The sequence below is a fragment of the Pseudoalteromonas sp. CO342X genome (assembly GCF_004208915.1).
In the GTDB taxonomy this organism is placed as follows: Bacteria; Pseudomonadota; Gammaproteobacteria; order Enterobacterales; family Alteromonadaceae; genus Pseudoalteromonas; species Pseudoalteromonas maricaloris.
Genome location: NZ_SGPH01000020.1, coordinates 234,042 through 246,757, shown reverse-complemented (window position 1 = coordinate 246,757; position 12,716 = coordinate 234,042). Strand labels below are relative to the sequence as shown.

12 protein-coding genes are annotated in these 12,716 nt (G+C 44.0%); all 12 read left to right on the top strand.

Translation table 11 applies throughout. The annotated features are described in order from the left end of the window. The 12 genes from ptsP to EXT47_RS11270 all read left to right on the top strand — a co-directional run bounded on the left by ptsP (position 1) and on the right by EXT47_RS11270 (position 12,702). Positions 1-2,289, top strand: a complete 2,289-nt coding sequence (gene ptsP / locus EXT47_RS11335; RefSeq protein ID WP_130126602.1) for a phosphoenolpyruvate--protein phosphotransferase — start codon at positions 1-3, stop codon at positions 2,287-2,289. 47 nt (positions 2,290-2,336) lie between these two features. Beyond that, positions 2,337-3,146, top strand: coding sequence for a sulfite exporter TauE/SafE family protein (locus EXT47_RS11330; protein ID WP_039492618.1), 810 nt, complete (start codon positions 2,337-2,339; stop codon positions 3,144-3,146). 9 nt (positions 3,147-3,155) lie between these two features. Beyond that, positions 3,156-3,968 carry a prolipoprotein diacylglyceryl transferase gene (lgt, locus tag EXT47_RS11325; RefSeq protein WP_017218100.1) on the top strand — a complete coding sequence of 271 codons (813 nt, stop codon included), beginning with the start codon at positions 3,156-3,158 and terminating at the stop codon, positions 3,966-3,968. Between the two features lie 13 nt (positions 3,969-3,981). After that, positions 3,982-4,815, top strand: coding sequence for a thymidylate synthase (locus EXT47_RS11320; RefSeq protein ID WP_039492613.1), 834 nt, complete (start codon positions 3,982-3,984; stop codon positions 4,813-4,815). A gap of 8 nt (positions 4,816-4,823) precedes the next feature. Continuing rightward, positions 4,824-5,708, top strand: coding sequence for a UTP--glucose-1-phosphate uridylyltransferase GalU (galU, locus tag EXT47_RS11315; RefSeq protein WP_039492611.1), 885 nt, complete (start codon positions 4,824-4,826; stop codon positions 5,706-5,708). A 101-nt stretch (positions 5,709-5,809) separates the two neighbouring features. Then, a complete protein-coding gene (locus tag EXT47_RS11310; protein ID WP_039492609.1) occupies positions 5,810-6,319 on the top strand; it encodes a hypothetical protein in 510 nt (169 codons plus the stop codon). A 98-nt stretch (positions 6,320-6,417) separates the two neighbouring features. Continuing rightward, positions 6,418-6,999: a DUF4402 domain-containing protein gene (locus EXT47_RS11305; RefSeq protein WP_039492608.1), complete on the top strand. Its 582-nt coding sequence runs from the start codon at positions 6,418-6,420 to the stop codon at positions 6,997-6,999. A 15-nt stretch (positions 7,000-7,014) separates the two neighbouring features. After that, positions 7,015-7,461 carry a DUF4402 domain-containing protein gene (locus tag EXT47_RS11300; RefSeq protein WP_039492606.1) on the top strand — a complete coding sequence of 149 codons (447 nt, stop codon included), beginning with the start codon at positions 7,015-7,017 and terminating at the stop codon, positions 7,459-7,461. A 268-nt stretch (positions 7,462-7,729) separates the two neighbouring features. Then, positions 7,730-8,512: a molecular chaperone gene (locus EXT47_RS11285; RefSeq protein ID WP_188249491.1), complete on the top strand. Its 783-nt coding sequence runs from the start codon at positions 7,730-7,732 to the stop codon at positions 8,510-8,512. Positions 8,513-8,531: 19 nt separating this feature from the next. Next, positions 8,532-11,474 carry a hypothetical protein gene (locus tag EXT47_RS11280; RefSeq protein WP_226898994.1) on the top strand — a complete coding sequence of 981 codons (2,943 nt, stop codon included), beginning with the start codon at positions 8,532-8,534 and terminating at the stop codon, positions 11,472-11,474. Beyond that, positions 11,461-12,066, top strand: coding sequence for an SPOR domain-containing protein (locus tag EXT47_RS11275; protein WP_045989517.1), 606 nt, complete (start codon positions 11,461-11,463; stop codon positions 12,064-12,066). The genes EXT47_RS11280 and EXT47_RS11275 overlap by 14 nt, the downstream gene beginning before the upstream one ends. Before the next feature lie 54 nt (positions 12,067-12,120). Continuing rightward, positions 12,121-12,702, top strand: coding sequence for a FlgO family outer membrane protein (locus tag EXT47_RS11270; RefSeq protein ID WP_010369312.1), 582 nt, complete (start codon positions 12,121-12,123; stop codon positions 12,700-12,702). Positions 12,703-12,716 lie beyond the last annotated feature (14 nt).

Below are 12,716 nucleotides of genomic sequence, written 5' to 3'. Positions count from 1 at the left end.
GTGTTAGCAACGTTAAGATCGATTGCTGAGTCAGTGGCACAGCAAAGTGACCTACAAAGCGCGTTAAATTGCTTTGTTACTATGGTCAAAGATGCCATGCACACTGAATGCTGCTCAGTTTATTTTGCCGATTACAGTCAAGATAACTTTATCCTGATGGCAACGGATGGCTTAAACCCTGAAGCAATCGGAAAATTCCGAATGGGATTTACCGAAGGCCTAGTCGGTCTTGTTGCCCAGCGTGAAGAGCCAATTAACGTTGCCCACGCCCAATCACATCCAAGATTCAAATTGTCACCTGAGGTCAATGAAGAAGGCTACAATGCTTTCTTATCAGTGCCCGTTGTACACCAGCGTAAAGTGCTTGGGGTTATTGTGGTGCAGCAAAAGGTTGCTCGTGTATTTAGCCATGATGAAGAGTCCTTTCTTATTACGCTTTCAGCGCAATTGGCTTCACAGCTTGCCAACACCGAGATCCAAACTTTACTTCAACAAGATGCAAGCAGTCACAGAACCTCAGTGTTAAAAGGGGTATCGAGTGCACCTGGTATTGCCTTAGGTGATGGTTATGTGGTGTTACCCCATATTGATTTTACGAGTATTGAACCGCAGCATAGTGACAATATTCAGCAGCAAATTCAGCTGTTTCATCAAGCGGTGGCCGCGACTCGGCAAGAATTCCATATTTTAGCCAAAACCTTGAGTGATGATATTCCAAAAGAAGCGGTAGCTGTGTTTGAGGTTTACCAACAACTTTTGGATGCCAAGAGTTTAGGTAAACAAGTGGAGTCTGAGATACAACAAGGCTGGAACGCAAAAACCGCGCTAAAGCTTGTTATCGAAAAGCTTGTGGCTCAGTTTGATATGATGAGTGACCCTTATATCAAAGAGCGAGCGATTGATGTTAATGATATTGGCCTGCGCGTGCTCCAACATTTAGTCTCAACTGAGCAAGCTGTTAAACACTATCCAGATAATACGATTCTAATCGCCCATACCTTGACCCCGACTATGTTAGCGCAAGTACCAAAAGAAAAGCTCAAAGGGGTAGTCAGTGTGCATGGCTCGGCCAACTCTCATGCTTCCATTCTGACTCGCGCGATGGGCGTCCCCGCTATTTGGGGCATAGAAGACATTCCATTATTACAGTTTGATGGTAAGTCCATGATCATGGATGCGTATTCTGGGCGGCTTTATATTTCGCCTTCGCAAATGTTGGTCAATGAGTACGTTGAAATCAAACGTAAAGACAACATTCTGCATGATAAGTTTGAAGCGGAACATGATTTGCCGCCTATTACACTCGATGGTGAGCGTATAAATTTACTCTTAAATGCTGGGCTTGATCTATCGACCGAGACATTAAGCGCCAGTTATTGCGATGGCGTTGGTCTTTATCGTACTGAGTCTTGGTTTATGCAAAAAGGCCAATTCCCAACACAATCGGAGCAAGAAGTCTGGTATCGCGAGGTGTTATCACGTTATCACCCTGAGCCCGTAGTGATGCGGACTTTAGACATCGGTGGCGACAAAATTCTAGATTACTTTGATATCAAAGAAGAAAACCCATTTTTAGGATGGCGGGGCATTCGTGTATCGCTGGATCACCCCGAGCTTTTCTTGGATCAAATCAAAGCGATGATCAAAGCAAACGCGGGTCTTGGCAACTTACAGATCATGTTGCCGATGGTGGGTCATAGTGAGGAAATAGATGAAGCGATGGCACTCATTGAGCAGGCTTGTTTTGAGCTGCAAGACGAATGGGCTGATCCTTTTTATACCATCGACCGGCCAGAAATCGGCGTAATGCTTGAAGTACCGTCTAGCGTGTACTTGTTACCTGAGTGGTCGAAAAAAATCGATTTTTGCTCTGTGGGTAGTAACGATTTGACGCAGTATTTATTAGCAGTTGATAGAACCAACGCACAAGTGGCGGATCTTTTTGACCCTTATCATCCCAGTGTATTACGAGTGTTAAACCAGATTGCACAGCAGTGTGAATTACACGAGCTGCCTTTTAGCCTGTGTGGAGAGCTAGGCGGTGAGCCTGAGGGAGCAATCTTGCTTATTGCAATGGGGTATCGCCGTTTGAGCATGAATATCTCATCACTGAACAAAGTAAAATGGGTGTTACGTAGACTGAGAGTAACGAATATGGAAGCTTTACTTGAAAATTGTTTAGCACAGCCGTCATCTAAGCAAGTGCGCCGAATTATTAAAGAATTCATGATAGAGCATCATTTTGCAGAATTACTCTATACCAGCCACCAAGCAAAGGGTGCTTCTTAAGGCTATTTACGCTACCATTACGGCGCTATAAGAATAAGAGCTTGTTGATGGAAAATATTATACTCATCGTTGTACTTTGCGCTTTGCTCGGCTGTGCAGTTGGCTTTTTGGCAGGTCTGCTTGGTATCGGCGGCGGGCTGCTGATAGTCCCTATTTTATCTGTCATCTTGACCAAATTTAATGTTATACCCACAGATCAAGTGGTGTTAGTTGCAATCGCGACGTCTCTCGCCTCCATTATTTTCACTTCGACATCTTCAGCCAAAGCGCATCATAAAAATGACAATGTTCCATGGCACATTGCTCCATGGGTGATGTTAGGTGTGGCAGTCGGCGCGTTGGGTAGTGGTTTTGCCGCAGTGATGTTGCCTGAAAAACTGGTCAGAATTATTTTTGTGGTTAGTGTTGTGGGCATTGCATTGAAAATGGCGTGGAGTTCCAGAAGACCGCCACAATCAACCAGAGTTATACCGCAAGGACCGATACTTGCGATGCTAACCTCGGTAACGGGGGCGCTGTCTGCAATGATTGGTATCGGCGGGGGAGCATTAATCGTCCCACTACTGACATTTTTCTCTGTTGATATGAAAAAAGCGATAGGATGTGCGTCTGCCAGTGGTATTGTTATCGCTATCTTTGGCTCCTTTGGCTATATCGCCTCTGGCAGCCAACATGTGGATATTGAACATGGATTTTTAGGTTTTGTCTATTTACCGGCTTTGTTTGGTATAGTGGCAACTTCATGGTTTATGGCGCCTATTGGTGCTAAAGCTACGCACCACTTACCAGTCACAACGATTAAGAAAGTGTTTGCGGCGTTACTCATTGTTATCGCTGGCAATATGTTAATGAATTAAGGAAAGGCTATGGCTTTGCAGTTTCCACAGATAGACCCTGTGATTTTTTCCATCGGACCGTTAAGTGTTCGTTGGTATGGATTAATGTATTTGATCGGCTTTATGTTCGCCATGTGGTGGGCAGGGAAAGAAGCAAAAAAACCAAACTCTGGTTGGAATAAAGACCAAGTTGGCGACCTAGTTTTTTACTGTATGCTCGGTGTGATCTTGGGCGGACGAATTGGTTACGTGCTGTTTTATCAATTCTCTCATTTTATTGAAAACCCGCTTTATTTGTTTAGGGTGGACCAAGGCGGTATGTCTTTCCATGGCGGCGCGTTGGGCGTTATCACGGCGATTATCGTGTATGCGCTTAAAAACAAACGTTCGATTTTATCGGTAGGTGACTTTGTCGTTCCTATGGTGCCTGTTGGGCTTTTTGCTGGTCGTATCGGTAACTTCATTAATGGCGAATTATGGGGTCGCGTAACGGATGTTCCTTGGGCATTTATTTTCCCAACGGGCGGACCACAGCCGCGCCATCCATCACAACTTTATGAAGCGTTTTTTGAAGGGCTGGTATTGTTTGTGATGCTGGTATGGTTTAGGAAGAAACCACGCCCAGCGGGCAGTGTAGCAGGTCTATTTTTAGCCGGTTACGGTGTCTTCCGCTTCTCAATCGAGTATTTCCGTGAACCAGATGCACATATTGGCTTATATGGTGGCTTTATTTCTCAAGGTCAGATCTTATCTCTCCCTATGGTGATTGCAGGCGCTATCCTTATGGTGTGGGCATATAAGCGAGAAGGTAGCAACCCATCTACCGGGCAAGTTAAAAGTTAAAGAGTAGCGAACAATGAAGCAATATTTAGAACTGATGCGCCACGTGCGTGATAATGGCACAAAAAAAGAAGACCGTACGGGCACTGGCACAGTGAGTGTTTTTGGATACCAGATGCGCTTCAACTTGCAAGAAGGCTTCCCACTTGTAACGACGAAAAAGTGTCATCTACGCTCGATTATCCACGAGCTACTTTGGTTCTTGCAAGGCGATACTAACATCAAATACCTAAAGGAAAATGGCGTTAGCATTTGGGATGGCTGGGCAACGGATGAAGGGGACTTAGGGCCAGTTTATGGCAGCCAGTGGCGCTCTTGGACGGGGCCAAATGGTGAAGTGATAGATCAAATCAAAGATGTTGTAGAGCAAATCAAAACCAACCCAGACTCTCGTCGCCTGATTGTGAGTGCTTGGAACCCTGCGCTTTTACCTGATACTAACTATTCACCGAAAGAAAATGCAGCGATGGGCAAACAGGCGTTGCCACCTTGCCACACGTTATTCCAATTTTATGTACTAGATGGCAAGCTTTCTTGCCAGCTTTATCAGCGCAGTGCGGATATTTTCTTAGGTGTGCCCTTTAATATCGCAAGCTATGCGCTGTTAACGATGATGATTGCACAAGTTTGTGACTTAGAAGTGGGTGATTTTGTACATACTTTCGGCGATGCCCATTTATATCTAAACCACATGGAACAAGTTGAAACGCAGCTAAGCCGAGCGCCGTTTGCGAAGCCACAAATGCAGATCAACCCTCAAGTAAAAGACATATTTGGTTTTAAGTTTGAAGACTTTGAGTTGGTGAACTACGAATGTCATCCGCATATAAAGGCACCGGTCGCGATTTAGGAGCAGTTATGAAAGCCGTTATTCCAGTGGCGGGTCTTGGCACTCGCATGTTACCCGCGACGAAGGCCATTCCAAAAGAAATGCTGCCAATTGTCGATAAGCCTTTGATCCAGTATGTAGTAGATGAAGCTGCGGCGGCTGGCGTCAAAGAAATTGTACTGGTAACCCATTCAAGTAAAAACTCAATTGAAAACCACTTCGATAAGAGCTTTGAGCTGGAAGCGGCACTGGAAAAACGGGTGAAGCGTCAATTGTTAGAGGAAGTACAATCTATATGCCCCAAAGGCGTTACGCTGATCCATGTGCGTCAAGGTGAGGCTCGTGGCCTTGGTCATGCCATCAATTGCGCTGCCCCTGTGATTGGCGATGAGCCCTTTGTGGTTATGCTGCCTGACGTATTAGTCGATGACGCTGCATGCGATCTAACAAAAGATAATCTTGCTGATATGATCGCGCGTTTTAAAGCGTCAGGTAATAGCCAAGTGATGGTAGAAGCGGTAGCGCCTGAGCTCGTTTCTCAGTTTGGTATTGTGGACTTGGGAGGAGCGGCACTCGCGCAAGGAGAGTCAGGCGCGATGCAGTCTATTGTCGAAAAGCCTGAACTGCAAAGTGCACCTTCAAACTTAGCCGTTGTTGGTCGTTACGTGTTAAATAAATCTATTTGGCCACTTTTGGCAAAAACACCGCTAGGTGCTGGTGGTGAAATTCAATTGACCGATGCGATTGCCATGTTGATGGAGCAAGAGCAAGTCGATGCATATTCGTTACGTGGAAAAAGCCATGATTGTGGAAGTAAAATCGGCTATTTAAAAGCCATCGTTGAGCATGCGATGAGAAGAGACGAGTATTCAACTGAGCTTGCTTCTCTTATCGATTTAATTGCTAAAAGGTAATTACATAAAGTTAAATGTACCGATATTTGCGGTAAAAGCATTTGGTTATTTACCGCGATTTATGTACCATAGCTGAAAATGGATTTTTGTTATAACTTATTGTGGATATTCGGTTTTTTAAATTCTTACTCCTCGGCTCTTTAATCACCTTAGGTGGCTGTAGTCATTCATCTAAAGAGCCTTCGCTGTTAAGTGAGCAGCAGCTCAAAAGTATTGAGCGATTGAGCTCGTTAGAGCAGGATCTCACAAACTTGCTGACTTTGTTAGAGTCTCAAGCTAGCGTCGATAATATCCAAGCAACATCTAATATTGACGTAGAGGTTAAGCGTTATTCCGCGAGTAAGCAAAAGGCGAATCAAACGACTGGAATTCAACTCAAGTTGTTTCCCCTATCTATCAATTCCATGCCTCAAGTTGAGCAGCATCAAGCGCTATTAGCGGCAGTAAAGCGAAAGTTTCCTAGTATATTTTCTGAGGCAGAATTGCAAATTCAAGCGTTTGAAATGCGAAATTGGGCAACAGTTTCTGGATTAAGATCAACTCAAGAAGCAAAAATCTACTGTAGACTATTTTCTATCCAAAGCTTTGATTGTAGAAGATTAATGCTTTAATTTTTACTAAAGTTTTCCCACTTGGGAACGATAAACAATAAGTCACCAAAAAACGGCATTGCGGTGATGATAAAAATGACCTCTAAAGGAATTTAAAGATGAAAACACTGATTAAATCTGCGCTTATTGCAAGCTCTATTTCCGCTGCTTTACTTACTTCTTCAGCAATTGCTAAGGATACTGCTCGGCTTGAAGTAAAAGTAGAAGTTAAAAACTTATTTTCAGCTGAAGCCGGTGATCCGCTTGATTTCGGTATCATTCGAGTGCAGGGTGATGCAGCTGATGTCGCCACGATGAAGATTGAGGCGGATCCAACACTGACCGATCCTGAAATTAAGAATACTGGTGACGCAGTAATAAACCTTATTAGTACAGGTGGAGCTGGCTCTATCAATATCACCGATGCTGCGCCAAACACTGAGTTAACGATTACGGTTCCGGCCGCAACTACGGTTGATAGCGTAGGTAATGCCTCTTTTGATTTAAAGGATTTTGAGTTTTATGTAGTAAGCGGTGCGCAGCCTAACAGTGAAGTGACAAACAACAAGTTTAGGGTTGATGCAAATGGTGCCGCAACGCTTTCCGTTGGTGCGACATTAAGTACGAAAGCACTTTCTGGAACAGATACGTATGGCGGTGGTGTATACACCAGTAAAGTTGATATCGAAATCGCTTACTAAAACATGTGGCGTTACATGGTACTGGCATTGCTTTTTGCCAGTCACTTGGCCAAAGCTCAAAATATATCGGTCGTTAAGAAATTGAGCTTTGGCACGATTGCGATTATTGACCAAAATAGCGCAGGCACAGTGACGATAGAACCTAATGTTAGGCCACAAACCTCAAGCAATATTCTATTCGTAGAGTTTGGTCATGCGGCAGAAATCCTCTTGACCGATTTTCCTCATAATCGCCAAATTAGCGTCCAATCTACCGTTTACAATGACTGGTTTGGCTATTGGAATCTTGGTGCATCCGATGCCTTCCAATTGACTGAGCTATATCACGAGAAGGCTATTTACACCGATAGTATTGGGTCTGGTGAGTTTAAGGTCGGTGGTCAATTGCGTTTTGCTGGCAACGGTAAATCGCTATCGGATGGGGTGCAAACCTTGAACGTTGAAATAACTTTGTCTTACTAGGGTCTGTTGACCTTTGCTGTTTGATTTTTGTTCCCCTGAGTGGGTTTTGGTCGCGGCGCTCGACTTGCCGCCTAGTAATCTAAGCAAAAGTTGAGCAACAATGAACAAAGCGCACTCAGGGGAACCCAAAGGGCAGCGCTTGATTGGCATTTCTACTGTGTTATCGCCTGACTCACATAGAATAACTATGCTACGCAGGCTCTGCCTTGTATAAATGGCAATCAAACTGCTGCAAAAACAAACTTGAAAGATAAACAGGCCCTAAATTATGAATAAATTAATATTAACGCTGCTTTTGTTTTGTTGCTGTAAAGTAAGCGCCAATCTGATGATCACCCCAACACGGGTTGCTTTCGAAGAGCGTCAGAGAATTGAGAGGGTTACAATCATTAATAATGGTGATGTGACCAAATCTTATCGACTTGAATTTCAAGAGAAGCTAGCACTTAAAGAAGGTGGTTATGCCAACTTTGCCGAGCAAAAAATGAACCCTATGGCTGCAAGCCATTTCATCCGTATTTCACCTAGGCAAGTAACACTGGGGCCTGGTGAGCGTCAGGTAATAAAGCTGGCTGTGCGCAGAAAGGCGAATATGGAACAAGGAGAGTATCGCTCACATTTGCTCTTTAGGGAGCTGCCGAATAATAAAGGCAAGCTGCAAGAAGGTATCAATATTGACGTGCTGATGAGTTATAGCATTCCGGTGATGCTACGAGTTGGTGATGCGAACCCGCAAGTTCAGCTTGAGGATGTCATTGTAAGCAACGCAAAAAATGGTCGTCAGGCAATTACGGTACTACTTAATCGAACTGGGAAATATAGTAGCTTTGGCGAATTATCCGCTTATTGGCAGGGGAAAAATGACGTTAAACCAGTGCGGATCGGAGTATTAAATAAGTTTGCCGTATATCCAGAGCTTAATCAAAGGAGTGTAGAATTCTCGATAGACCCTGCAATTAAGCTCGGGCCATCAGGCAAGGTCTTAATCAAGTATGTGGGTGATGATGAGTACACTGACCGCACCTTTGTAGATGATTCGGTATCTTTGTAGTTTAGGGTAAGCGAACGTAATGAGAGCCCACGTTATTTGGCGCGCGTTACTAATAGGCATGCTATGTTATCAACCAGCTATGGCATCGCAGGTTGATACTTTGCAACAGCTATTAGAACGGGTTGAACGAGTGAAAGCAAAACTTGCGATACAGCAAAGTGAGCGGGTGGTCTCTCGGGTTGATGTTGGTACGGAACTGTTTTTATCCGCCTATAAAGGAAATTTATATTTAGGTGAAGTGATCGCGGTGACGTCGGAACAAGGCGTCAATGTGGAACTCTTGAGCTTGTTTTCAGCTTTGGGGTTTGTGGTATCAGAAGATGTATCAGGAACTTTTGATGGCTGGTTCTTCACTCCTGAAAACACCTTTAGTCTTAATGCCAAAGCGCATTTAGTGGAGAGCAAAGGCCAGCGAACGCAATTGAGTGATAAGGACGTTCAAGTTATCAATGGTGAGGTATTTCTCGCCGATTATATCGTTGCGACCTTATTCGATGTGAGCCTGTTTACCGATATACAGGATTTATCTCTTACGGTTAAAAGTAGGCAAATTCTGCCAATAGAAGCACAGCAACAGCGATTAGGAAGAGAGGTTGTCAGTTTCGACCGCAATGCTAGCGCAACATTACCGTGGCGACCAAGTCCTTATCAAAGCATCGGTAAACCAGTGCTGGATGCTCAGATAAATACGCAGCTAACTGAAGACATTCGTCAGACGTCTTATTCCCTTATTGGTTCGCAAGACATCGCCTATTGGCAAGCTCAGTATTTTATTGCTGGTAGAGAGGGTGATGTGATTAATCGCTCACGATTATCCCTCAACCGTGCTTCTAAAAAGGCCGATGTTTTACCGTTTGGGAATTTTACCAAGGTATCGCTCGGTGATGTCCAGAGTATTCAAGTTGGAGTCGATGCGCTAAATGAAGAAGGGCGAGGAGTGAGCTTCAGTAACGCGCCGCTAGATAGGCGTACGAACCGTCAGCGCATTGTCATCTCAGGTCCAGTTCAGGTAGGGTGGGACGTAGAACTTTATCGAAATGGATTGCTAATAGGGCAAGAAAATAATGTCCAATCTGGGCGCTATGAGTTTGAAAATATTGATTTACTATTTGGCGAAAATACCTTTGAACTAGTGATGTATGGAGGCCAAGGTCAAGTATCAAAAGAAGTGCAGACCTATTATGTTGAACAGAGCACCACAAACGAAGATGAAGGCTTTTTTGCCGTATCAATTACTGAGACGGGCAAAAGTATACTGGGCGACAAGACCGCAGCATCAGGGAAGTCAAGCTGGCAAGTAAATGGCCGCTTTGACTACGGTCTTACGACAGACTTTGCGGTGTATGCAGGTTTTCAGCATCGTCAAGGTGTGAAAAATAGCGCCTCAGAACAGTACTTTTCTACAGGGTTTAACACCAATATTAATAAACGACTATTACTGGATGTTGACTATAGTAAGAGCGAATTGAACCAGCGTCTCTCTGCAAATACTCGAACCCGTCTATTTGGCCAGCAGGTAGGTGCTAAAGTTGAGCTAAAGGAAGATTTAGAACGGGATGAAAATGCGACCGAGATAAAATTAACGGCGGCGGGAGATTGGTCTCTTTTTGATGCCGCTAAGATTTACTATCGTGCTGAATACTTTCAGCTTAATAGAGCTAATATAGACACCACCGAGCAAGCGTCGCTACTGTTTAGTACGGGTAATTATTGGGGCACTTTCAGTAACCAATTTGTGTGGCAAGAGCAGGCAAATCAAGCCAGCGATATGAGTGGCTACTTGCGCTGGCAGCGAAGGATTTTTGGGATATATAGTCGTTTTACTACTTGGTATGACATAAAACCTTCTAATGAAATTACAGCCGCAGAGCTAGAGTTGAGCAAAGAGCTAAGTCCGGAGCTTGATCTTGGCATTACCTTATACAAAGACTTTGCTGCGGATTACTATAAAACCGAACTTGGATTGAGCTGGAACCATGATAAGTTTAGGTTGTTAACAGACTTGCAATACGATATTGATGATAATTGGCAAATAGGCCTCTCTGGACAAGTAAGTATTGGAGCGGGCGAAACCGTAGATCAGGTTTTTTTAACTGGCAAACGCTTGTCGCAGTTTGGCTCTTTGATGGTTCGTGCTTTTATCGACCAAAATAATAACGGCTATCTTGACGATGGGGAGTTACCGCTGAAGGGGGTAACTATAAAAGCATTACAAAACTTTGCACAAGGTAAAACTGACGATGACGGTGTGGCTCTATTACCCGCAATGGTTAATTACAAACGAACAGATATTATTGTTGACAAAGAAACGATCCCAGAACCCTTTTTAATTCCCGCTAACGATGGCTTTTCATTCACTCCAAGACCCGGTCATATTGAATATGTTGAAATACCATTTGTAAACTCGTCGGAAGTTGAAGGTATTGTTGAAATCAATGAGGGTACTGAGCGCCGACCTGCAGGGTTCACCACCGTGAGTTTACTTGATGAAACGGGTAACGAAGTCGCGCGCACTCAGACGGCATATGACGGCTACTATGTATTTACTGGTTTGAAGCCTGGGACTTACCGTACAGCGATAAGTGATGCGAAAAGGCTCGCGGTAGCCAGTACTCAACAGATAGAAGTGGAGTTAAGTGCAGAGGGAGACTTACTGCTTGATGTAAATCACGAACTACAACGACAGCGCGCAACCACGCAAGAGTTTGCTGTAGCTGGACGCTTCAAGACATTAACGATATTAAAAGTGTATGCGGCGATTTTGGCTAAGCGTTATCCCGCGTTTTTAAGCGGTGGTTTTGGGTATGCGCAAAAAGAAGGCGACGCCACTTATTTACTTATATTAAGAGATGACGCCACACAAAATGCGGCAAATATTTGCCAAAATCTACTTCCCTTCAAAGTTTCTTGCACGGTGGAAGCCTTAACTATTTATGAAAGAGAAAACAATGCAATCAATTAAGTGGCACCTCATTATGCTCAGTTTCGTTGCGTTAAGTGGTTGCCAAGCAACTGCGAGCAAGAGTCAACTTGACTCATTACAAATGAAGAAGCAGATATCTTTATTGGAACAGCAGGTAAGCACCTTACAACAAGAAGTAGAACAGCTCAGAGCGCTAAAACAGCAGATTGCTAGGTTTGAAGAAGTGCAGGAAGATTTAGATGTTATTGCGATGCAGCTATCAAATTCGCTTGCAAAGCAAAAGGATGCTGAGCTTTTAGCAGAGCAACCCGAGCAAGTGATAGAGCAAAAAACAAAGCCTACCGAGAAACAAGAACAGCCTGTAGAGATAGCTGAATTTGCAATTCAATTGGCCTCTACAACGGAATATACCAAGCTTAGGCAAACCTACGAGCAACTCAAGGATAAGTTACCGCAAGACTTTGCAACAAGCGAAGTGAATATCGAGCAAATAGATATTCAAAATACGAAATATTATCGGCTCAAATTAGGTGCATTTGCAGATAAGGCCTCTGCATACAAAGGTTGCCAGCAGCTTAAGCGTGCAGGTTTAAGTTGCTTGGTTAGCCATTACACCAGTCATCGGCTTTAAAACTTGGTGCGTATTTTGCATTTTAACCAATAAGTTTATCGTGGGCTTGGTGAAATGAAATATCTAGCACTCATAGTGATTATGTTGTTGGCGGGGTGTACAAACAGCCAACAGGTTGGCAAAAGAGAAGCAACCCAGCAGCAAGAAATCTTACCTGACTTAGATGGGTTTGGCGCTCAGTTAGCCGCGGAACTTGGGCAGTATGTACGGCCGTTCAAGCCGAATTCAACGCTTGCTGTGACGAGTTTTTTTAAGGCTAATCAGCTGGATGATACCGTTGCGGGGCAAGGTTCAGGCTTGAGCGTGGCCTTGCAAGAATCCCTCATGACCCATTTAAGTCAAATGGGGGCAGATGTCGTGGAATATCGACTTAGAAACGCTTTATCTTTACAAAGTTCTGCCGATAGTATGTTAAGTCGAGAATTGAATGTGCTAAATCAGCGCCAGAAAATTGACCTCGTGGTGGTTGGGACAATCGTAGAAAGTCGAGATACCTATTTGGTCAATGCGCGGCTGGTTGATACGTTACATAATCGAGCCGTTTCAGCCGCATCAATCAGCATTCCTAAAGCTGTGATGTGGGGTACGGAGCGTGTCACAAATCGTGACGGTCAGATTATACGAAGCCAATATTAGTGGAGATGAAAGTA